Below are 22,120 nucleotides of genomic sequence, written 5' to 3' on the forward strand. Positions count from 1 at the left end.
GCGTGCCCGCCGCTGGTTGAGCGTCCCGACCGCTGGTTGAGCCTGTCGAAACCACCCCCGCCCGCTGGTTGTGCGCCCCCGCCCGCTGGTTGAGCTTGTCGAAACCACCCCGCCGGCATAAATGCGTTGCCGGGTCCCGACCGCGGGCGTACGTTCGTCGGTACACGAGAGAGGAGGTGGTCTGAAGTTGTATGACATACGGACACGTGAGGTGACCATCCGCTGACGCGGACCGCCTGAAAGCACTCGGCCCGTTCGCCTCGGTGAATACCAGGTGGCCACCCGACCCCCGCATCCGACCGTCCGGTCGACGCGCCCGACGCACTCGGGTGATGCGGGGGTCGTTCCGTGTCCGGGGCGCCGGGTGAGTATGCGCGTCCACCCGGGCGCCGTCACCGCCTCAGATGGGGTAGTGCACTACGCATGCCCTTGTCGTCCCTAAGTAATGGAATGGGAACACAGGAATCCAACAGGAGGTTCGGTGATGAGGACCATGACAATGGTGACCCAACGCAGTCGACGGCTGGGGGCCGGCCAGGCCGCGGTGATCCGATCGCGCTTCCTGGCCCCGGGTGATCGGGAATGGACCAACGACGGTGCGGCGAACTGGGTGATCGGTCATGTCTGTGGACTCGCCTACAGTCGCCTCGGCGCACATGACGGTGACACCGGACATCTGGTGCTGCACAACGACAGTGACAGCGACCTCGCGGTGCTGTCGGTGCCGGGCACGGCGGGCACCGAGGGCACCAGGTTCACCTACGTCCCGCGCGGGAGCGCCCGGATTCTCCCGGAGACCGAGTTGCATATCGTCCAGGCCGAACGCCTCAACGGCCACCCGGTCCTGATCGGCGAGATCATCGACGACGACCCGCTGCCCGTGCAATTCCTCTTCGACGGACCCGCGCCAACCCTGCGATGCCGAGACGTGCGCGCGTGCTGACCGGGTGCGCTTATCCGACGTGGCGACGCAGCTTTGCCGAAAGTCGGGGGATGAGGTCGCCGTCGGGGTCCACACGCTCCTCGACGTAGGCGAGGTCGCCGTCGGGCACGATGCCGTAGAGGCGCTTGGCGTTACCCGCATGCCGCGCGGTCTCCGACCGCACCACGGCATCGGTGGTGAGGTTCCACGACGTCTGGTTCAGCGGGCGTCCGTAGAACAACTCCACCCAGCCCTCGGCGTGGGCGAGCAGAAGTTCGATGGAATCGTCCTCGGTGATGCGCCAGTAGCCGGTCTCCCGCAGGTCGGGCCGGACGAACTTGGCGTCCTCGTCGATCACCCACGACCGCGATTCCCAGTTCAGGAAGTCCTGGCCGTCGTGGCTGACCACGATCTGCTGGGCGAAGTGATAGTCCTCGCCGGTCTCCGGATTGTTGGCCTCGCCCTCGCCGCGCCATACCCCCACCAGGGGTAGCAGCGCCAGCAGGCCGGGGTGCAGGTCGGCACCACGACGGAGGTTGGCGGTGTCGGCAGGCAGCGGGAGGTCGTCCCACGAAGGGACGTTGCGCTCGCGGCTGCCGCTCTCGGCGGCGCGTGCCTCGGCCTGACTGATCGCCTCGTCACCAGAACGGCGCGGCTGACCTCCGGGGAAGGCGTCGTCGGACACGTTCTCCTCGGGGGAGGTCACGACTCGTCGGTCACCAGTCGATAGAGCACGTACACGGCGAACCAGGTGATCAGGATCGCCGCCAGGACCAGCAGGATTTCGAAGAAGAGGACCACACCCGGATTCTACAACCAGCACGTCCGGGTTCTCCGGGTGAGGTGGAGATGCACGACGCCGCGACGGGGATCGGACCTTGATTGTTGTCACGACAACCATTAATGTTGTCTCGACAACAACCTGAGGAGCTCGTCATGTACCGATTCCTTGCCGACGCCATCATCGAGGCCCCCCGCGACGCGGTATGGAAGGTGTGGACCGACGTCGATGCGTTTCCCGAGTGGGACCCCAGAGAGCAACGTGCGGCGCTGACCGGCGCGTTCGCGGTGGGCAGCACGATCGATTCGAAGCAGAAGGGCAACCCTGGCGGAACCGCCACCATCACCGAGGTGAGCGCGCCGGCGCGGTGGGTGGCATCGAGTCCGCTGCCCGGCGGCGAACTACGGATCGAGCACGATCTCGAGGAACGCGGAGACGCGACCTTCGTGCGTAAGACCTACACGGTCACCGGACTCCTGCAAGTGCTGTTCCGGCTGTGGTGGGGGCCCCGGGTGATTGCGGCGATGCCCGCCACCTTCGACGCCCTCGAGCGGCGCGCCCACGACGTGTCGGGCACGCGATGAGCCAAACCCCGGTCGGGCCGTCGCCTTCCGGTCCGCGTGGACCGCGGGCGAGTGCGGGTTTCTGGTTGCACCACGCCGCGCTGGCGTGGCGGGCGGCCGTCGATGCCGCGCTGCGCGACGCCGGCCTCACCATGACCCAGTTCACGATCCTCGCGTCGGCCAATTACCTTGCGGCGCAGAGTGAATCGCCAACCCAGCAGGACGTCGCCGACATGGCGGGCGCGGATCGGATGATGACGTCGAAGGTGTTGCGCACGCTCGAGGGGCGGCACCTGGTGCGCCGCGAACCCGCCCCGGGTGATGCGCGGTCGAACCGGATCGTCGTCACCCCGGCCGGATCCGAACTGGTGCACCGCTCGGTGCGAACGGTCGCCGAGGTGGACGCACGCTTCTTCGGGTCCGATCGCGACGACATGCGGGGGCGGCTACGTGAACTCACCGAACGAGCCCGCGTCCCCGACGACCGAGGCCCGGTCACCCACGCGGGGTGACCGGGCCTCGGGGACTCGGTGAGTCGGCGTTATCGCGCGCGGCTCACTTCGCGACGGCGATGTCCTGATCGTGCACGCCGGGGCCTTCCGGGCTGACGGTCTGCTCGCCGTTGCCGACTGAGCTGAGCGCGCGCAGCGTCCAGGTGCCCGGTGCGGCGAAGAAGCGGAAATCGCCGGTGGGGCTGGCGACGACCTCGGCGGTGAACTCGCCGGTCGAATCGAGCAGACGCACGAAGGCGCCGGCCACGGGGTTACCGGAGCCGTCGGTGACCTGTCCGGTCAGGACGGTCTCCTTCTCCACGTCGACGCCCGCGGGCAGTTTCTGTCCCTGTTTGGGTGCAGCACACATGATTACTTTCCTTCTCCCAGCTCGACCGGCACGCCGACCAGCGAACCGTATTCGGTCCAGCTGCCGTCGTAGTTCTTGACGTTCTTGTGGCCCAGCAGCTCCTGGAGCACGAACCAGGTGTGGCTCGAACGCTCACCGATGCGGCAGTAGGCGATGGTCTCCTTCTCGCCGTCGAGACCGGCGTCGGCGTAGATCGCGGTGAGCTCGTCGTCGGAGCGGAAGGTGCCGTCCTCGTTGGCGGCCTTGCTCCACGGCACGTTGATGGCGCCGGGGATGTGGCCGGGACGCTGGCTCTGCTCCTGGGGCAGGTGGGCGGGGGCCAGGATCTTGCCGGAGAACTCGTCGGGGCTGCGCACGTCCACCAGGTTCTTCACGCCGATGGCGTCGACCACCTCGTCGCGGAACGCGCGGATCGAGACGTCGGGGTCGGCGGCCTTGTACTCGGTGGCCGGGCGGGTGACGGCGTCGGTCGACAGCGGGCGACCGTCGAGCTCCCACTTCTTGCGTCCGCCGTCGAGCAGCTTGACGTCCTGGTGGCCGTAGAGCTTGAAGTACCAGTACGCGTAGGCGGCGAACCAGTTGTTGTTGCCGCCGTAGAGGACGACGGTGTCGTCGTTGGCGATGCCGCGCTCGGAGAGCAGCTTGGAGAACTGCTCGCGGTCGACGAAGTCGCGGCGGACCGGATCCTGCAGGTCGGTCTTCCAGTCGAGCTTGACGGCGCCTTCGATGTGGCCGCCGTCATAAGCGCTGGTGTCCTCGTCGACCTCGACGAACACCACCTTGTCGGTGTGCAGATTCTGCTCAGCCCAATCGGCGCTGACCAGGACGTCGGAACGTGCCATTTTTCTCGGATTCCTTCCGGAGATTTTCTCGGTGGGGGATGGATGAAGTGCCGACACGGCATGGCCGAACACTTCGGCAGGTGATGGCGGCAGGTGCATCATCGTGCGAGATCTCGCAGGCAGCGTCCGTGGACGCACAATCCGCACCGGCCGTCATCGAGGTGAACGTGCCGGTACCGGCGACACTCACCCCTCTAGAGACAGCAACAATCGACGACGCGACAGAAGTCGATCGCCCGTCGGCGGGTGAGCATGAACTCACGGCGCGGTTGCATGACCCGAGGGTACAACAGGGCCACCCACACCCCAATCGGGGTGCCGGGTTGCGGTCAGAACGAGTCGGGACGCAGTGTGCGCGGTCCGGTGTCGGCGACCAGCAGCACATCACTGCCCTCGCTGTGCGCTCCGGTCGGCGTCACACCCCAGGGCAGCGGGATCGGCGGCAGCGTGATCGAGAAACGACGCAGCACCGCGGTGCGCAGCGCGTCGTCGCCGCCGGAGACCGCGGGGTCGGTCACGTGCTCCTCCGGGCCGGTGTAGAAGCCGGTGGCCTCCAGATGTAGCCGTCCGTCGCGTACCGACAGGTCGACGTCGACGCTGACCTTCGCGGTGGCGCCGGGATATGCCGCCGCCGACGGGGTGTCGGCGGGAGTCGGGTAACCGGTCACCGGACGGGCCGGTGTCGGCGGCAGGGGGACGGTACCGGTGAGCAGCACCCCGGACGAGCGCCGCAGCAGGCCGTCCTGCGGCCCTCCTGCCCCCGCCCTCCCGGTGGGTGCCGGGGTGTTCACGGTGAGATCGAGGATGCCCAGGAAACGTCCGAGATTGACCGAATCGAGGCGGGTGTAGGCCTGCAGCGACGCGGTGCGCAGTTCATCGGTGGCGCCGATGGACCAACCGTCGGCAACCTCGAACGGTCCGAGCGTCGCCCCCAGTTCGGCGGTGCAGCCGCCGTGGATGTCGCAGCCGGCCACCGAGACGCCGCGTGCGGTGATCACCGCGCCGGGGAAGCTGCCGTCGGCGGCGTGCCGGACATAGGGGAAACCGCGTAGCGTGACCTCCGGATCGAATCTCACCCGCGGCGAGGATTGCAGCGAGCGCGAGAAGCGGTACTCGCCGCCGGCCGCGGCGGCGAAGTCGGCGACGACGACGATCACGAGGACCACCGCGACGGCGACGATGAGACCGCGCCGAACCCGGCGGGAGGGGCGGGCGTCGGCGTCCGCATTCGCCTCTACGCCCTCGGGCGCTGCCTTGTTAACAGCAGAACGCGACATTGGCGCTATTCTGTCATCTATCGCGCACACAACGGTAAGCCGACGTAAACAAAGACGTTCGTCGTCGAGCGCGATGACGACCGGGCGCGGAAGGCGAGTGTCCCGGCGGTACGAGTTCGGGGTGGGACAACGAGATCGGAGTGGTACGTGGATCTCTTACTATTGACAGCCGATCCCAATCCGGAGTCGGTTTTGCCGTCCCTGTCGCTGCTCGCGCACACGGTCCGGGTGGCGCCGACGGAGGTGTCGTCGCTGATGGAGGCCGGAAACGCCGACGTTGCGCTCGTCGACGCACGGACCGATCTGGCCGCCGCCCGCGGGCTGTGCCGACTGCTCGGGAGCACCGGATCGTCGGTGCCGGTGGCCGCGGTGCTGACCGAGGGGGGCCTGGTTGCGGTGAACGCGGACTGGGGATTGGACGAGTTCCTCCTACCTGCCACGGGGCCTGCGGAACTCGACGCGAGGTTGCGTCTGCTGGTGGTGCGCACCCGCGGGGTGACCGCCGAGGAGTCCTCGGGCAAGGTGACGCTCGGTGAGCTGATCATCGACGAGGGTACCTACACAGCGCGTCTGCGGGGGCGGCCGCTCGACCTCACCTATAAGGAATTCGAGCTGCTCAAGTACCTGGCGCAGAACGCCGGCCGGGTGTTCACCCGCGCCCAGTTGCTCCAGGAGGTGTGGGGCTACGACTTCTTCGGTGGCACGCGCACGGTGGACGTGCATGTTCGTCGGCTGCGGGCCAAACTCGGCAGTGAGCACGAATCCTTGATCGGTACGGTTCGCAACGTCGGCTACAAGGCGGTCCGTCCCACCCGAGGGCGTGGCGGCGGTGCCGACAGCGGGTTCGACGAGCTGCCGGCCACCGATGCCGTAGACGTCGTGGGGGGACCGTCCGGCGACGCGTTCGACGACGCCGACGTGGTCGAGGAGATCCGTGCCGGCGGAAGCTGACGCCACACCCGACTCCCCGTCGGTGGTGACGCGGCTCGATGCCGACACGAGACGCCTCGCGCATCGTCTGGTGGAGCAGGCGACGATTGCCGACGGGGTGTCGCCGCTGTCCGAACAGGCAGTGCTGGCCATCGGCTCCGATGACACCGACGTCCGTCATGTCGCCTCCGCGGTCGGCTACGCCAACATCACGGCCGGGCGCGACGGTGAACCGGCGATGATCGAGGCGGTCGTCGACCCTGCGCACCGCCGCCGCGGACACGGACGCCGACTTCTCGACACCGCCTTCGCCGCCGCGCACGATCTCGGCGGCGTCCAGCAACCCCCGCCGCGCGCCTGGGCCCACGGCGATCTGCCGGGTGCAGCGGCACTGGCTGCGGCGATGGGATTGAGTCCGGTGCGCGAGCTGCTGCAGTTGCGCCGCCCGCTCTCGCCCGGCACATCGGTCCCGCTCGAGCCGCTCGTCACCGACCCGTCGATCCGGTTGCGCACGTACTCCGGTCCGGCCGACGACGCGGAAATCCTGCGGGTGAACAACGCCGCCTTCGCCTGGCATCCCGAGCAGGGCGGCTGGACCGACGCACAGATCCGTGAGCGCGTCGAGAGCGACTGGTTCGATCCCGCGGGCCTGTTCCTGGCTTTCGACGCCGCCGACGAATCGACGTTGCTCGGATTCCACTGGACCAAGCGTCAGGACGCCGATCTCGGCGAGGTGTACATCGTCGGCGTCGACCCGCAGGCCCAAGGCCGTGGACTCGGTCGCATGCTGACGCTTGCCGGACTGCACTACCTCGCCGAGCAGGGCATTCGCACCGTGATGCTGTACGTCGAAGGTGACAACACCGCGGCGCTGCACACCTACGAAAGGCTGGGATTCACCCGGTACGCGGTCGACGTCGCCTACGGGTGATCGCCTCGGACGTCAGGAGGATGTCCAATTCATCTTCCGTTCACCTTCGATGCGCGAGGCGTCCACCAGCGAACTTTAGGGTCGGATCGACCGGGCGTCACCCGAGGGGGGAACGCCGTGTTCTGATGCTGTGGAGGAACTTGAAGTGAAATTGAGTCGTACAGGTGCTGTTCTCGCCACGATGGCGGCCAGCTCTTCCCTCGTTCTCGGTGCTTGCAGTAGTAATGCGGACAAGGGTGACACGAGCGCTGCGCCGGCGTCGGCCGTCTCCGACATCAAGTGCGAGGGCAAGCAGTCGCTCAAGGCCAGCGGTTCCACCGCGCAGGCCAACGCGATGAAGATCTTCTCCACCTCGTTCGCCAAGACCTGCCCCGGCTTCGAATTGGCCTATGGTGGCGGCGGTTCGGGCCAGGGTGTGTCCGACTTCATCCAGGGCCTCACCGATTTCGGCGGGTCCGACTCGCCGCTGAAGGGTGACGAGATCTCCAGAGCCGCGCAGCGGTGTGGCTCCGAAGCCTGGCAGCTGCCGCTCGTGTTCGGCCCGATCGCGGTGGCCTACAACGTCGACGGCGTGAGCAACCTGGCGCTGTCGGGTGCCACGCTGTCCAAGATCTTCAGCGGCGAGGCCAAGACCTGGAACGATCCGGCGATCGCCGCGGACAACCCCGGTGTCACCCTCCCGTCGACTCCGATCAACGTGATCTACCGCGCCGACCAGTCCGGCACCACCGACAACTTCCAGAAGTACCTGACGGCAGCCGGCGGATGGACCAAGGGTGCAGGCAAGACCTTCAACGGCGGTGTCGGTGAGGGCAAGCAGGGCAACCCGGGCGTTGGGTCGGCGGTCAAGCCGACGCCGGGTTCGATCGCGTACGTCGAGTGGGCTTACGCACAGTCCAACGGGCTGTCGATGGCGAAGATCATCACCGATCAGGACAAGCAGGGTGTGGAGCTGACCGCCGAGACAGGCGGCAAGACCATCGAGTCGGCCACCCTCAAGAACGGCCCCGACAACCACAACATGGTCATCGACACCGAGTCGTTCTACAAGCCCGCCGAAGCAGGCGCATACCCGATCATGCTGGCAACATATTCCATCGTGTGCTCCAAGTATTCGGACACCGCGACCGGTCAGGGCGTCAAGACGTTCCTGTCGGTGGCCGCGGCCCCGCAGAACCAGGGCCAGGATCTGATCAATGCCGGCTACATTCCCCTGCCGGATCGTTTCCAGCAGAAGCTGCAGGCATCGATCGACGCGGTCCAGTAGCGGGAACCACCCCAACCCCGAGGCGAGATAAGAGATATGTCTGTGGATGACACCACCGGTGTCGGCCGGAACCAGGCGGAGACCCCGCCGGGTTCCGGCCCCCTGCCGGACGAGCCCGACCAGCTGCCACCCGAGCAAGAGCGGGAAATCGACGAACAGATCCATCCCGGCCTGCGCAGTCACCGGGGTGCGACAGGCGACCGCGTCTTCTCCTATCTCGCCCGGGGTACCGGGTTCTTCGTGATCGTGCTGATCGCGGGGATCGGCGTCTCGCTGGTCGTCGACGCCATCCCGTCGATCGCGGCCAACAACGCCAATTTCCTGTTCTCCTCGGAGTGGAATGTCGGCCGGAGCAACTTCGACGACGGCACGGTCCGATTCGGCGTGTGGGAACTGTTCCGCGCCACCGTGCTCACCTCGTTCTTCGCGCTGGTCATCGCCACCCCGATCGCGATCGGCATCGCGGTGTTCCTGGTCGAGTACGCGCCACGGCAGGTCTCGCGGCCGCTCGGCGCGGTCATCGACCTGTTGGCCGCGGTGCCCTCGATCATCTTCGGTCTGTGGGGCATCTACGTTCTCGCGCCGTTCATCGCCCCGTTCGCCGTGTGGCTCAATGACACCTTCGGCTGGTTTTTCCTCTTGAGTTCCGGCAGCACATCGGTCGCAGGTGGCGGCACGATCTTCACCGCGGGCATCGTGCTGGCGATCATGATGCTGCCGATCATCACCTCCATCACCCGTGAGGTGCTGCGGCAGACACCGAGTGGCCAGAAAGAGGCCGCACAGGCCCTCGGCGCCACCAAGTGGGAGGTCATCCGGATGACCTCGTTCCCCTACGGCCGCTCCGGCATCATCGCGGCCGCGATGCTGGCGCTGGGCCGAGCGCTCGGCGAGACGATCGCGGTGATGATCATCCTGAGCGCGGCCGTCGGACGCCTGAAGTGGTCGCTGTTCGAGGGTGGCGACACCTTCGCCTCCAAGATCGCGCGTGACGTCGGCGAGTTCGTGGGCAGCAGAGACACGCAGAGCGCCTACATCGCGGCCGGCCTGGTGCTGTTCCTGCTCACATTTGTGGTCAATGCGATCGCCCGCGCGGTTGCCGGCGGAAAGGTGAACGGATGACCGTCACAGTGGAGGAGGCCGCCGGCGGCGGTCCCGTCAAATCCTCGCCCTCGGCGTTCCGGGAGATCTCATTCAGCCGGAAGTTCCGGAACAACATCGCCCGGGGTGTCTTCATCGCCTGCTTCGTCGCCGGTGTGATCCCGCTGGTCTGGCTGCTGTGGACGGTCATCTCGCAGGGGGTCGGCGCGATCACCGACCCCAACTGGTGGTTCGGCGACGCCTACGGGATCGACACCACCACCCAGTACGGTGCCGGTGTGGCGCCGGCGATCGTCGGCTCGATCATCCAGGCGCTGATCGCCGCGATCATCTCGGTGCCCATCGCCGTGCTCACCGCCATCATGCTCGTCGAGTACCCGACCTCCAAGCTGGTCAAGCCGGTCAGCTTCATGGTCGACATCCTCGCCGGGGTGCCGTCGATCGTCGCCACCCTGTTCATCTTCACCGTGTTCGTGATCGGACTGTCGATGGGGCAGAGCGCCTTCATGGTGAGCCTCGCCCTGATCCTGCTGATGATCCCGATCGTGGTGCGCTCCACCGAGGAGATGCTCAAACTCGTCCCCGACGAACTCCGTGAGGCGTCGTACGCGCTGGGTATCCCGAAGTGGAAGACCATCATGCGCATCGTGGTGCCCACCGCCCTGTCGGGCATGCTGTCGGGCATCTTCCTGGCCATCGCCCGCATCATGGGTGAGACCGCCCCGGTGCTGATCCTCGCCGGCCCGGCGAGTTCGCTGGTGAAGACCAATCCGTTCGAGGGTGGCATGAACTCGCTGCCGCTGTTCATCAAGGACATGTGGTCGGCCAGCCAGCCCGCCTCGTCGTTCTACTACTGGGGCGCCGCGCTCACCCTGATCATCATCATCGCCGTGCTCAACGCGATCGCCGCGCTGCTGGCGAAGTACCTGGCCCCCAAGACCAAATAGAACAGCGAAGGTAGACAGACCATGGCCAAGCGCCTCGACATCAAAGATCTGAACATCTACTACGGCAAGTTCCATGCCGTGAAGGACGTGACGCTGTCGGTGCCGCCGCGCAGTATCACCGCATTCATCGGTCCCTCCGGCTGCGGCAAGTCGACCGTGCTGCGCACGCTCAACCGCATGCACGAGGAGGTGCCGGGCGCCTACGCGGTGGGCAGTGTGCTCCTCGACGGCGAGGATCTCTACGCCAAGGACGTCAACCCGACCGCCGTGCGCACCACCATCGGCATGGTGTTCCAGCGCCCCAATCCGTTCCCCACCATGTCGATTCGCGACAACGTGGTGGCCGGTCTCAAACTGCAGGGCGTGCGCAACAAGACACAGCTCAACGAGGTGTGTGAGCGCAGCCTGAAGGGCGCGAACCTGTGGGACGAGGTCAAGGACCGCCTCGACAAGCCGGGCGGAGGTCTCTCCGGCGGCCAGCAGCAGCGCTTGTGCATCGCGCGCGCGATCGCGGTGTCGCCGGACGTGTTGCTGATGGACGAGCCCTGCTCGGCGCTCGATCCGATCTCCACGCTGGCGATTGAGGATCTGATGGGTGAGCTCAAGAAGGACTACACCATCGTCATCGTCACCCACAACATGCAGCAGGCCGCCCGCGTGAGCGATCAGACCGCGTTCTTCAACCTCGAAGCGGTGGGGCAGCCGGGACAGTTGGTGGAGATCAACGATACCGAGACCATCTTCTCCAAACCCACCAAGCGTGAGACCGAGGACTACGTGTCCGGCCGCTTCGGCTGAGAGACCGATCGAACACGACGACCCGCGACGTCCGACGTCGCGGGTCGTCGTGTTCTGGGGGTCGTCGTGTTCTGCGGGGGTCGGTCACATGTTGATCAGCAAGATGACCAGCAACGCCAGCAGTGAGGCGATCACCCCCGCGTAAACGAGGTATTGCCGGCTGTGTGGAGCATGGACCGGCTCGTCCGGTTCCGCATTGAAGTCCGGTTCCGCCGGATAGTGCACGCCCATGGTTGACCACCATAAACAAACGCGGCCCGCCTGCGCACATCCGTGCGCAGGCGGGCCGCGGCGAACCGACCGAAGGCGTCGGTCAGGAAGCGTCCTGGAACTCCTCGGGGGTCTGGCCGGTCGCCTGGAACACCACACGCCGCCCGATGAGAACGGCGTGGTCGGCGAACCGCTCGTAGTAGCGCCCGAGGAGGGTCACGTCGACGGCCGCGGCAACTCCATGTTGCCAGTCACGGTCCATCAGCACGGTGAACAGGTGCCGGTGCAGGTCGTCCATCGCATCGTCGTCGTCCTGCAGCCGCGCTGCGGCCTCGGGGTCCTGGCTGGCAAGCACCTCGCGGGCGTTCTCGGCCAGTTGCACCGCGAGCCGACCCATCTCGGCGAAATAGCCGTTGACCTCTTCGGGCAGTGCCTTGGCCGGGTGACGGCGCCGGGCCACCTTGGCAACGTGGAGGGCGAGAGCGCCCATGCGGTCGACGTCGGCGACGATCTGGAATCCGCTGACCACTCCGCGCAGATCGCCGGCGACCGGCGCCTGCAGCGCGAGCAGGGCGAACGCCTGCTCCTCGGCACGAGCGGTCAGTTCGCTCATCCGGTCATTCTCCGACAGCACCTCCTCGGCGATGGCGAGGTCGGCTTGCAGGAGAGCCTGGGTGGCGCGGTCCATGGAGGATCCGGCGAGTTCACACATTTCCCCGAGCACAGAGTTCAGCTCATGGAGCTGCTCTTGATAGGCAGTACGCATAGGACAAGATTACTTGGGGTGGGCAAGGTCACTGACCGCTGCACGGTGAACTCCCCGTGAACGAGTGGTTCGGGCGACCCAGTCGGCGCCCATCCGGCCCGGCGAAGCGGCCGCCAGGGTCACGAGCAGGTGGTGTCGCCCGCGTTCGTCACGGCGAGGTCATTGGGGAGATTGCTCGAATTGTTCGCGGGCGGCAACTGCTCGGCCGACAGCGTGGTGCCGGTGGCGGGGGCGGTACCGACCGACCCGGAGAACTCCGAGCCCAGGATCACTTCGACACCCGATTTGACGGTGCGGTCGCTCTGGATGGTCGCGCCCGGGAACATCGCGGCCAGTGTTGCCGCCGAGTCCTGCTCGCCCGGTCCGTAGCGGACGACGGTGTCCGATCGGTTCTCCGAGGCGTCGGCGACGCCGCGGACGTCGAAGCCCTGCGCGACGAGTTGGTCGGACACCTCGGCGGCCTGACCGCCTCTACCGGTCCCGTTGAGCACCCGTACGCCCACGTTGCCCGGATTCTGCGCGGTCGCCGACACCTTGCTCGGGTTCGCGGGGGCGGTGGTCTGGTCACCTGCCGCCGAGGTCTGCTTGCTGGTGGACGAGGACGCCTTCTTCTTGGCGGCCTCACCGGGCAGCGGCTGGTCGTCGATGATGGCGTTGAAGATCGCGTTGATGTCGTCGGTGCGGGGTATCTCGTTGTTGCTGCCGTCGGTGGCGGTGCCCGACGTGGGGATGGTCAGGAAGGTGACGCGTCCCGCTTCGATGCCCTGCATGGAGTCGGCGAGCTTCAGCAGCGACTGGGTGTCGACGCCGTCGACGTAGCTGTACTCGATGAAGGTGTTGACGATGCTGTTGAGCTTGGCCGGGTTGGACAGCACATTGCCCGACAGGGTGGAACGCAGCAGCGACGACATGAACAACTGCTGGCGTTTGATGCGGCCGTAGTCGCCGTTGCCCTCGGTGGAGATCGTGCGGGCGCGCACGTAGTTCAGAGCACGTCGGCCGGTGAGCTTCTGTTTGCCCGGCTTGGACAGGATCTGCCCGAGTTCGTAGTCGTAGAGCGGGGTGGTGGAGCACACCTCGACGCCGCCGACCGCGCGGACGACCTTCTCGAAGCCGTAGAAGTCCATGCCGATGAAGTGGTTGATGTTCAGGCCACTCATCTCGGTGATGACCTTCACCAGGCACTTCGGGCCGCCGTCGGCGTAGACGCTGTTCAGTTTCACGCCCTGGGCGGCGGGCAGGGTGCCGCTGTAGGTGCCGGTGGCGTTGTCCCACTGCTCGCAGTCGGGCCGGTCGACCTGCAGGTCCCGGGGGAACGACACGGCCACCACGCGGCTGCGGTTGGCGGGAATGTTGACCAGGATGACCGTGTCCGACCGGGCTCCGTCGGCGTCGGCGGTGGTACCCGCACCGACCGCGCTGTTCTTTCCGCTGCGGGTGTCGGTGCCGACGATGAGGTAGTTCTCGTCGCCGTACTGGGCGTCCTTGTTGCGAATGTTGGCGTCGTCGGGATCGACGGCGTTGATGGTCCGCCAGTTGCCGTTCACCGACTGCAGGTAGCCCCAGACGAAGCCGGTGCCGACCAGGGCGGTGACACAGGCGATGGCGACCAGGACGCGGCCGGTGACGGTGGCGCTGTTCTTGAGTGACCGGTCACCATTGCGCCCGCCGACCCGGCGCGGGCGCGGCCGTGGCGCCGAGGCCAGCGATCGTGACAGATCCGGGGTGGGTTCGAGGGGCGGACCTCCGGCCGACGCCGCCGCGGTGGCGGGTGCTGCGGCAGTGGGCGCTGCTGCGGGGGCGGGTGGCGAGCCGGGCTCGGCGGCGCCTGCGGGCTCGACGGTGGCGGCCGGCTGTGCCGTGGCGGCCGACTGTGCCGTGGCGGCCGGCGGGGGCTCCGGGGCGTGGCTCTCCTGGGCACGGGATTCCTCCCGCACGCGCTCGGTGGTGGCCGCATCGCTGAGATCGACCGCCGGTGCGGCGCCGACCGTGGGGATCTTCTGGGTGACGTCGTTCGCGTTCCCGGGTGCGGTCGGCCGTTTGGTCGGCCGGTCCGACGCGGCACCCCGGTCGCGCGACTCGGGTGCACGGTCGGACTCGGATACGCGGGGGATTGCCTCGGTGGGTGCGGAGTCGCCATCCGGCGGCGTGGCCGCGGGGGTCGCCGCGGTTTCTGCCCCGGCGTTCATCTGCTCCATCAGCTCGCGCACGGTCATCCGGTTGCGGCCGCGGACGTAGCGATCGGCGGTGTGGGGTTCACGCAGCCGGCCGTGTGCGGGCACATCGTTGGCGGGCGGGGTGCCGAACATCGCGGTGAAATCGGTGGCGGCGCCCTCGCGTCCCGCACGTCGGGACGGACGCGATCCCCCTGCGCTCGCACCGTCAGCACCAGAACCGGACGGTCGCCGGCCGGTGGAGTCGTCGTCGCCCGGCTTGCGGCCGCGCGGCTTCGGTGTCCAACGACTCACGTGTGCAGTCCTCTACCCCGGAGCATCGCAGACCACCCGTCGGGGCTCAACGGTGCGGCGCGCATCACTATATGGATCCCGCCGAGCGGGATCATTCGGTCATAGTACTGACTGCACCTGAGAACACATCTCAGCCACGTGGCGATCTCCCGGTCGGATCATCCGCCCGAGTGCATCACCTCAGCGCCCGCGGGCACCACGTCCTCGAAGGGGTCGTCGAGCCAACCGTCGGGCAACGCCACCTTGGCGGGTGTTCCCTGCCGGCCCCGAGGGCCGTGGCCGTCCTCGGGGAAGGGGGTGTCGGCGGGCAGGCCGGCGACCAGTTCACGCAGTTCGGTGAGTGTGGTGACAAGCGAAAGCCGTTGTCGCAGATCCGATCCTGCGGGAAATCCGCGCAGGTACCAGGCCACGTGTTTGCGGATCTCACGCATGCCCTTGTCCTCGCCGTGGTGCGCCGCCAGCAACTCGCCGTGCCGCACAATGATCTGCGCCACCTCGCCCAGGGTCGGTGCCGCCGGAGTCGGTAGACCGCGCAACTCCGCGGCCAACTCCGCGAACAACCAGGGTCTGCCCAGGCATCCACGGCCGATGACGACGCCGTCGCAGCCGGTTTGTGCCATCATCGCCACCGCGTCGCGCGGCTCGAAGATGTCACCGTTGCCCAGGACGGGAACGTCGGTGACGTGCTCCTTGAGGCGGGCGATCTCACTCCAGTCGGCCTGGCCGGAGTAGCGCTGCGACGCCGTGCGGGCATGCAGTGCAACGGCTTTGGCCCCCTCGGCGGCGGCGATCCGGCCCGCGTCGAGGTGCGTGTGGTGGTCGTCGTCGATGCCGATGCGGAACTTCACGGTCACCGGGATGTCGGTGCCCTCGGTGGCGCGCACCGCGGCGGCGACGATGTTGCGGAACAACGTGCGCTTGTACGGGATCGCCGACCCCCCGCCCTTGCGGGTCACCTTGGGTACCGGGCAGCCGAAGTTCATGTCGATGTGGTCGGCGAGGTTCTCGTCGACGATCATCTTCGCGGCCTCGTAGGTGTAGCGCGGATCGACGGTGTAGAGCTGCATCGACCGCGGGTTCTCGTCGGGTCCGAAGGTGGTCATGTGCATGGTGACCGGATGGCGTTCCACCAGCGCCCGCGCGGTGACCATCTCGCAGACGTAGAGACCCGAGACCGTGCCGGTGCGCGCGAGTTCGAGTTCGCGGCACAGGGTGCGGAACGCGACGTTGGTGACGCCGGCCATCGGCGCGAGCACCACCGGGCTGGCGAGTTCGATCGACCCGATCCGCAGCGGGGCCTGCGACGCCGAACCGGCGCCTCCGTGGAGCTCGGGAGACGCCGGTCGGGTGGTTGGGGTGGTGACGGTGCTCAGGATGCCTGCCGCTCCCGCTTCTTGGCCTCACGGGCGAGAGCGCGGTCGCGCATCTCCTCGAAGCGCAGGGTGTCCTTCTCGAGCTGCTCGAGGAAGGTCGACAGTTCCTCGCGGGTCTGCTCGCCCTCGGGGCCGAAGTCGTCGCGGTTGAACACGTCCCACTTACGCAGCACCGGCATGATGACCTCTTCGAGGTGCTGGCGCAGGTCGTAGATGCCGTGCTTGGCCATCAGCACGCCGTGGCGGCGGAAGTTGGGCATCCCGGCGCCGGGCATCTGGAAGTTGGTCACGATGTCGGTGACCGCGCGCAACGTCTGATCCGGCGACACGTCCATACCCGCTCCGCAGATGTTGCGGTAGAAGATCATGTGCAGGTTCTCGTCGGCGGCGATGCGCTGGAGCATCTTGTCGGCGATGGGGTCGTTGCAGGCCTTGCCGGTGTTGCGGTGGCTCACGCGGGTGGCGAGCTCCTGGAACGTCACGTAGGCGACGGAGTGCAGCAATCCCATGTCGCCGCCCTTGGCCATCATCTCCTCGACGCGGTCGCCCGCGGCGGCCTCCGGCGAATAGCCGTTGGTCATGTGCACCATGCGGTCGGCCTCGAGTGCGGCGGGATCCACACCGCGGGTCACCACGAGGTAGTCGCGCATCACGATGCTGTGGCGGTTCTCCTCGGCCGTCCAGCGGCCCACCCAGTGACCCCACGCCGAGTCCATCGAGAAGTTGTCGGCGATCACCCGGTGATAGGACGGCAGGTTGTCCTCGGTCAGCAGGTTGGTGATCATCGCGGCCTTGGCGACCTCGTCGAGCTGCGACTGCTCGGGGTCGTAGTCCACGCCACCGAGGGCGGCGTAGTTGCGGCCCTCGTCCCACGGGACATAGTCGTGCGGGTTCCAGTCCTTGGCGATTTTCAGGTGCCGGTTCACGTTGTCCTCGGCGACCGGTGCCAACTCCTGGAGAAGTTCGAGCTGTGTCAGTTCACGTGCCATTGATGTCCTCCGAAGTTCTCACATGTCATTCGCGGTGTATCGACCGACATGGATTGATCAGTGCTTTAGGTTACGGCACAAGCCATGCAACCCCAAGTGCTCACCTACGGTGACGTAACCTCGCGCCTCGATGTTACGACCGCGGCCGGTCCCGACCCCTGTTCTCGACGACGTTCTCACCGAACCCGGCCAAATGCTCGGCCGGTGGTCTGCATCCAGGTGTTTGCCGCTGCGTCGAGCGTACCGAGTGCCTGCGCCTTCTGGCACCACCGCATCGCTGCGACGCCGAATTCGAGGGGGTTGTAGACGTCCTCCTCGCACCGCCACAAGCCGTCGCCGGCGTAGGTGAGGATCGTGATGTTGGTGGCGGTGATCACGCTCCCGTCGCCCGGGTCGCGCATCGGATTGTCGATCTCGCAGATCACCCGCCCGGTCGGTGGGTCGACGACGTGCCACAGCGGATCGAACGAGGTCATGTGGCTGCCCGGGAACGTGGTCATGGTGCGGACGATCCACTCGCCGATCTCGGCGCGCCCGTGCATCGTGCCCATCGCGTGCTCGACGTAGACGGCATCGGGGGTGAACAGGTCGGCGAATCGGTCCCAGTTCCTCGACGTCGCGATGCCCGACACGGTGGAGGCGAACTCACCGAACGCCTCGTCGAGCTCGTCTGCCGTGACGTGGGCACCCACGGGGTTCTCGGTCGGCACGAGCCCGATGGTAGAGACCCGACGGGCCGCCGCGATGCGGTTCGGTAGAGATGCGGTTCGCGAGATCGGACGGAACTCGCATGTGCGACCGTGTACTCGGTACCATGCGCGACGAAGCGCGTGGTCGGCGCGGTCGTGGCGGAGAGAGCAGATGTATCAGGTCGGGGATGTGATCGCGGGCTACCGCGTGCTCGCGGTCCTCGGTACCGGGGGCATGGGCGAGGTCTACAAGGTTGCCCACCCGCGACTCCCGCGGGCCGATGCGCTCAAGATCCTGCGCTCCGCGCACGCCACCGACCCGGTGTTTCGTGCGCGGTTCGAGCGCGAGGCCGATCTGGTGGCGCCGCTGCAGCACCCCAACATCGTCGCCGTCTACGACCGGGGAGTGGTCGACGACCAGTTGTGGATCGCGATGGAGTTCGTCCCCGGGACCGACGCCGCGCAGATGGTGGAGGACCACGGGGCCCTCGACCCCCGGCTGGCGGTGGCGATCATCGGCGGGGTCGCCGCCGGACTCGACGCCGCACATCGTCGCGGCGTCATGCACCGCGACATCAAACCGGCCAACATCCTGGTCACGCCCGGGGAGAGCCGCTTCCAACCGGACTCGGTGAAACTCACGGACTTCGGCATCGCGCAGGCCTTCGACGAGGCGACCTCGCTGACCGGTACCGGCACCACGGTGGGCACGCTGCGGTACTCCTCGCCCGAACAGATCGAGGGACGACGCCTCGACGCGCGCAGCGACATCTATTCGCTCGGCGCCACGGCATACGAACTCCTCACCGGCGCGCCGCCGTTCGACGCCCCGACGCTGCACGGCCTGATGAGCGCGCACATCTTCGCCGAGCCGCCCCGGGCGACGACCCGAAACCGAGGGCTGCCGCCCGCGGTCGACGACGTCCTGCGCCGGTCGATCGCCAAGGACCCCGCACACCGGTACGGCAGCGCCCGCGAGTTCGCGTCGGCCCTGCACGGAGCCTTCGACACCCGCGACACGCTCGTGGGCGCCGCCCCGCCGCGCCCGATGACGGCACCGCAGACCACAGCACCACAGACCACGGCACCACAGACCACGGCACCACCGACCATGCACGGTCCGGGGATGCCGGGTCCGGACACGATCCAGCGGGCGCACCCGATGCCGCAACCGCCGCCCCGGCTGATGCAGCATCCGCCGCGGCACCAGCACGTGCCGAACCCTCACCATGAGCCGGCCACAGTTCAGCCGGCCACAGTTCCTCCCGCCGACCGCCCCCGACCGTGGTATCGGCGCGCCGCGGTTCTCGGACCGGTCTTGGTGCTGCTCGCCGCGCTCGTCGGCGTCGGCGCAGGTCTCCTGCAGAACTCCGGCGCGGCGTTGGCCGCGCCCGACCGGCCCGACGCGACGGTGAACAAGCAGGCGGTGGCGCTGGCCTGGAACGCGGTGGACGGGGCCACCGACTACATCGTCAAGCAGAACGACACGGTGATCTACAGCGGTCCGGCCACCTCCTACGCGGTGCCGCTCCCGCTGCCCGGGACGTACTCCTACTCGGTGGCGGCCCGTCGGACGGGAGGTTCCGGTTCGGGCTTCTCACTGGCCTCGGCGCCGGTGACGGTGTTCCTCACATGGCGTGGCCTGCAGTGGATCGCCGACCTCTATCCCGACCTCGTGCCCTCGAGTCCGTTGAGCACCAACGGATTCGACAAGCTGAGCTGCTTCGGCGACAGCGGCTCGCTGTCCTTCGACACCACCCAGCAGTCGATCATCTGCAAGAAGATGGACGGCGATCTCACCACCTACACCGTCACCATCTACGGGTATGCCACCGCCGACGAGACCCGGTCGGCGGCCAAAGTGATGATCGTCGGCAGCAACCCGGGGACGACGTACACCACCTCGCAGGGCACCGTGGGTACCCGCACCCTGCGCCCGATGGTGCAGAATCCCGCGGGCGCCACCGCGGTCTTCACCTTCTCCACCGGTCCGCGCACCCGCACCTACGTCCAGGTGGACCTGGACAAGGGCACGCCCGCACAGGCCGGCGACATCCTGGCGAGGTTGCCGTTCTGATGAGCCATGCCCCTTACCCGTCACCGACGATGACCAGCCCCTCCGCACCGCGTCGTCGGCGTTTGCGGTGGCTGCCGTGGACGCTGATCGCGGCGCTGGCGGTGATCGCCCTGGTGGGCGGCTTCCTGGTGACCCGCAGCCTCGGCGCCGTCGACGCGCCCGCGTCGCCCACCGGACTGCAGCTCACCCGCGGTACCGGGCAGGTGACCGCGACGTGGCAACCCGTCGCCGGGGCCGACGGTTACCAGCTGGTCCGTGGTGACGTCGTGGTCTACGACGGCAAGGACACCAAGGCCGTGGATCAGACGGTCACCGCGGGTGCACACACCTACCGGGTGCAGGCCGTGCGCCGTGACGCCGTGTCGGCGCCCGGTGAGTCGCGCACGATCGACGCCGGGCAGGGATGGGGTCTGTACGCACCGCTGATCGCGGAGTTCCCCGCATTGCTGCCGCAGGCACCCGACGCCAAGGGCTGGGATGACCTGACGTGTTTGTGGATGCTGAACCCGGTGCGAGGGGAACGTGGCCCCAGCGAATCCGGGGTCGGCGAGGTCTGGACCAAGCTGCGTATCCGGTGCGCCGATCCGGGACTCACGATCGCGATGCATGTGTTCTGGTTCGACGACAAGGACGGCCTCGACGGAGCGCTGTCACAGTTCGCCGAGACCGGCACACCGATCAAGTGGAACCAGGGCACCGGTTATGTCGTGCCGGGTGATGGATCGATCTACGTCAAGTTCGACGACCCCGCCCGCCGCCTGGCGGTGATCGCGATGAAGGGTGTGACCTCGACAATGACTTCGAAGGAACTTCTCGACCTCGCCAATTCGTTGCCCCGATAGTCTGCTGGGCGGCACCATGGCCGGGAGCATGATGAATGTGTGGGCGATGGCGCGCACATGTCGTGAGGTGGAGGTTCGTCGATGGAGCGGTTGAGTGGGCTGGATGCCTCGTTCCTCTACATGGAGACGCGCTCGCAGCTGATGCACGTCGTGGGACTTCTCGAAGTCGATCCGTCCACGATCCCGGGCGGCTACTCGTTCGGCAGGCTCCGTGATGAGATGGGCCGGCTGGTGCGGGCCACACCGAAGTTCCGGCGCAAGCTCGACAACTCGTTGCTCAACATCGATCACCCGGTGTGGGTCGAGGACACACACTTCGACATCGATCGGCACGTGCACCGGGTGGCCGTACCCGCTCCCGGCGGCACCGCCGAGGTCGACGAGCTCATCGGTCACCTCGCCGGCCAAACCCTCGACCGCGCCAAGCCGCTGTGGGAGCTCTGGGTCATCGAAGGACTCGCCAATGGCCGCATCATGGTGATGCTGCGCATGCACCACGCCGCGGTCGACGGTGTCGGCAGCGCGGAGGTGTTGGCTCAGCTGTGCTCCATCTCGCCGACGGAGACCGACCTCGATCCCGAACTGGTCCGCAAGAACGCCGGTGGCGGTTCGCACGCCGCGCTCGCCGTCGCGGGGGCGTTGCACTATTTCCTGCAGCGCCCGGTGGCGATGGCCCGGCTGCTGCCGCCGACCCTGGCGATCCCGTTCGAGTGGGCGCGGCGCGCCCGGTCGCAGTCGGCGATGCCCGCGCCGTTCCAGGCTCCGCGCACACGGTTCAACGGGCCGATCACCCCGCACCGGTCGGTCGCGCTGACGCAGGTGTCGCTGTCGGACGTCAAGCGCGTCAAGAACCGTTTCGGGGTCAAGGTCAACGACGTGGTGCTCGCGATGACCGGCGGGGCGCTGCGCGACTATCTGCTGTCCCACGACGAACTGCCCGAGCGGCCGCTGATCGCGATGGTGCCGGTGTCGGTGCACGGATCCGACGAGACCACGATCATGGTGGAGGGCACCAACAAGGTGTCGGGCATGTTCACCCAATTGCCCTCCGACATCGCCGATCCGGTGGAGCGGGTGGAACGCGCCGCGGAACTCTCCCGGCGTTCCAAGGAACATCACGCCGAGATCGACGCCAACATCATGCGTGCGTGGGCGCAGTTCGCTCCCGGCGCCACCATGTCGTCGTTGATGAAGTTCTACGGCGACCGCAAGTTCGCGCTCAAGCATCCGCCCATTTACAACGTCACCGTCTCCAACGTCGCCGGTGCCGACGTGCCGGTGTATTTCTGCGGGGCCAGGGTCACCGCGATCTATCCGCTCGGTCCGATCTTCCATGGGCTCGGACTCAACATCACGGTGTTCTCCGTCGGCGGCATGCTCAACATCGGAATCCTGTCGTGCACCGACCAGGTTCCCGACGTCGCCGCCATCGCGAACGCGTTCGACGAGCAGCTCAAGACACTGCTCGAGGTGTGTGGCGACTGAC

At 67.3% G+C, this 22,120-nt stretch carries 22 protein-coding genes; 12 read left to right on the forward strand and 10 right to left on the reverse strand.

The window, feature by feature from the left end:
* Nucleotides 1-484 precede the first annotated feature (484 nt).
* Nucleotides 485-943 carry a hypothetical protein gene (locus ACWDSI_RS00100; RefSeq protein ID WP_449745787.1) on the forward strand — a complete coding sequence of 153 codons (459 nt, stop codon included), beginning with the start codon at nt 485-487 and terminating at the stop codon, nt 941-943.
* Nucleotides 944-953: 10 nt separating this feature from the next.
* On the opposite strand, the gene ACWDSI_RS00105 is transcribed toward ACWDSI_RS00100, so the two are convergent.
* The gene (locus ACWDSI_RS00105) at nt 954-1,628 is read right to left on the reverse strand and encodes an FABP family protein (protein WP_449745786.1); all 675 of its coding nucleotides are present in this window, start codon (nt 1,626-1,628) and stop codon (nt 954-956) included.
* Between the two features lie 230 nt (nt 1,629-1,858).
* Between ACWDSI_RS00105 and ACWDSI_RS00110 the strand changes: the two genes are divergently transcribed.
* Both ACWDSI_RS00110 and ACWDSI_RS00115 read left to right on the forward strand, forming a co-directional pair.
* Nucleotides 1,859-2,287: an SRPBCC domain-containing protein gene (locus ACWDSI_RS00110; protein WP_449755265.1), complete on the forward strand. Its 429-nt coding sequence runs from the start codon at nt 1,859-1,861 to the stop codon at nt 2,285-2,287.
* Nucleotides 2,284-2,778 (forward strand): MarR family winged helix-turn-helix transcriptional regulator, encoded by a 495-nt coding sequence (locus tag ACWDSI_RS00115; RefSeq protein WP_449755266.1) that lies wholly within the window; start codon nt 2,284-2,286, stop codon nt 2,776-2,778. Before ACWDSI_RS00110 ends, ACWDSI_RS00115 begins: the two co-directional genes overlap by 4 nt.
* A 43-nt stretch (nt 2,779-2,821) precedes the next feature.
* Here ACWDSI_RS00115 and ACWDSI_RS00120 read toward each other — a convergent pair whose 3' ends face one another.
* The 3 genes from ACWDSI_RS00120 to ACWDSI_RS00130 all read right to left on the reverse strand — a co-directional run bounded on the left by ACWDSI_RS00120 (nt 2,822) and on the right by ACWDSI_RS00130 (nt 5,246).
* Entirely contained in the window at nt 2,822-3,127 is a 306-nt protein-coding gene (locus ACWDSI_RS00120) for a DUF1416 domain-containing protein (protein ID WP_449745783.1), read from the reverse strand.
* Between the two features lie 2 nt (nt 3,128-3,129).
* Nucleotides 3,130-3,969, reverse strand: coding sequence for a sulfurtransferase (locus ACWDSI_RS00125; protein ID WP_449745782.1), 840 nt, complete (start codon nt 3,967-3,969; stop codon nt 3,130-3,132).
* Nucleotides 3,970-4,298: 329 nt separating this feature from the next.
* Nucleotides 4,299-5,246 (reverse strand): LmeA family phospholipid-binding protein, encoded by a 948-nt coding sequence (locus ACWDSI_RS00130; protein ID WP_449755267.1) that lies wholly within the window; start codon nt 5,244-5,246, stop codon nt 4,299-4,301.
* Nucleotides 5,247-5,393: 147 nt separating this feature from the next.
* Between ACWDSI_RS00130 and ACWDSI_RS00135 the strand changes: the two genes are divergently transcribed.
* The 6 genes from ACWDSI_RS00135 (at nt 5,394) to pstB (ending at nt 11,220) form a co-directional block, all read left to right on the forward strand.
* A complete protein-coding gene (locus ACWDSI_RS00135) occupies nt 5,394-6,197 on the forward strand; it encodes a winged helix-turn-helix transcriptional regulator (RefSeq protein ID WP_449755268.1) in 804 nt (267 codons plus the stop codon).
* A complete protein-coding gene (gene mshD, locus ACWDSI_RS00140; protein ID WP_449755269.1) occupies nt 6,181-7,107 on the forward strand; it encodes a mycothiol synthase in 927 nt (308 codons plus the stop codon). The genes ACWDSI_RS00135 and mshD overlap by 17 nt, the downstream gene beginning before the upstream one ends.
* Before the next feature lie 145 nt (nt 7,108-7,252).
* The gene (gene pstS, locus ACWDSI_RS00145; protein WP_449755270.1) at nt 7,253-8,374 is read left to right on the forward strand and encodes a phosphate ABC transporter substrate-binding protein PstS; all 1,122 of its coding nucleotides are present in this window, start codon (nt 7,253-7,255) and stop codon (nt 8,372-8,374) included.
* 36 nt (nt 8,375-8,410) lie between these two features.
* Nucleotides 8,411-9,496 (forward strand): phosphate ABC transporter permease subunit PstC, encoded by a 1,086-nt coding sequence (pstC, locus tag ACWDSI_RS00150; RefSeq protein ID WP_449755271.1) that lies wholly within the window; start codon nt 8,411-8,413, stop codon nt 9,494-9,496.
* Nucleotides 9,493-10,422: a phosphate ABC transporter permease PstA gene (gene pstA / locus ACWDSI_RS00155; protein WP_449745777.1), complete on the forward strand. Its 930-nt coding sequence runs from the start codon at nt 9,493-9,495 to the stop codon at nt 10,420-10,422. The genes pstC and pstA overlap by 4 nt, the downstream gene beginning before the upstream one ends.
* 21 nt (nt 10,423-10,443) lie before the next feature.
* Entirely contained in the window at nt 10,444-11,220 is a 777-nt protein-coding gene (gene pstB, locus ACWDSI_RS00160; RefSeq protein ID WP_449745776.1) for a phosphate ABC transporter ATP-binding protein PstB, read from the forward strand.
* Nucleotides 11,221-11,304: 84 nt separating this feature from the next.
* On the opposite strand, the gene ACWDSI_RS00165 is transcribed toward pstB, so the two are convergent.
* The 6 genes from ACWDSI_RS00165 to ACWDSI_RS00190 form a co-directional block, all read right to left on the reverse strand.
* Nucleotides 11,305-11,451, reverse strand: a complete 147-nt coding sequence (locus ACWDSI_RS00165) for a hypothetical protein (RefSeq protein WP_449745775.1) — start codon at nt 11,449-11,451, stop codon at nt 11,305-11,307.
* Nucleotides 11,452-11,533: 82 nt separating this feature from the next.
* Nucleotides 11,534-12,196 (reverse strand): phosphate signaling complex protein PhoU, encoded by a 663-nt coding sequence (gene phoU / locus ACWDSI_RS00170; RefSeq protein WP_449755272.1) that lies wholly within the window; start codon nt 12,194-12,196, stop codon nt 11,534-11,536.
* Between the two features lie 119 nt (nt 12,197-12,315).
* Nucleotides 12,316-14,664, reverse strand: coding sequence for an LCP family protein (locus ACWDSI_RS00175; protein WP_449755273.1), 2,349 nt, complete (start codon nt 14,662-14,664; stop codon nt 12,316-12,318).
* A gap of 158 nt (nt 14,665-14,822) precedes the next feature.
* Nucleotides 14,823-15,956 (reverse strand): tRNA dihydrouridine synthase DusB, encoded by a 1,134-nt coding sequence (gene dusB / locus ACWDSI_RS00180; RefSeq protein ID WP_449745934.1) that lies wholly within the window; start codon nt 15,954-15,956, stop codon nt 14,823-14,825.
* A gap of 77 nt (nt 15,957-16,033) precedes the next feature.
* Nucleotides 16,034-17,026: an acyl-ACP desaturase gene (locus tag ACWDSI_RS00185; RefSeq protein ID WP_449755274.1), complete on the reverse strand. Its 993-nt coding sequence runs from the start codon at nt 17,024-17,026 to the stop codon at nt 16,034-16,036.
* 176 nt (nt 17,027-17,202) lie between these two features.
* A complete protein-coding gene (locus ACWDSI_RS00190) occupies nt 17,203-17,736 on the reverse strand; it encodes a nuclear transport factor 2 family protein (RefSeq protein ID WP_449755275.1) in 534 nt (177 codons plus the stop codon).
* Between the two features lie 151 nt (nt 17,737-17,887).
* On the opposite strand from ACWDSI_RS00190, the gene ACWDSI_RS00195 reads away from it, so the two are divergent.
* The 3 genes from ACWDSI_RS00195 (at nt 17,888) to ACWDSI_RS00205 (ending at nt 22,119) form a co-directional block, all read left to right on the forward strand.
* Complete coding sequence (locus tag ACWDSI_RS00195) at nt 17,888-19,792, forward strand: protein kinase domain-containing protein (protein WP_449755276.1); 1,905 nt, start codon at nt 17,888-17,890, stop codon at nt 19,790-19,792.
* On the forward strand, nt 19,792-20,634 hold the full coding sequence (locus ACWDSI_RS00200; RefSeq protein ID WP_449755277.1) for a fibronectin type III domain-containing protein: 843 nt from the start codon (nt 19,792-19,794) through the stop codon (nt 20,632-20,634). Before ACWDSI_RS00195 ends, ACWDSI_RS00200 begins: the two co-directional genes overlap by 1 nt.
* 81 nt (nt 20,635-20,715) lie before the next feature.
* Nucleotides 20,716-22,119, forward strand: a complete 1,404-nt coding sequence (locus tag ACWDSI_RS00205; RefSeq protein WP_449755278.1) for a WS/DGAT/MGAT family O-acyltransferase — start codon at nt 20,716-20,718, stop codon at nt 22,117-22,119.
* Nucleotide 22,120 lies beyond the last annotated feature (1 nt).

This window comes from Gordonia sp. NPDC003429, from assembly GCF_053588575.1.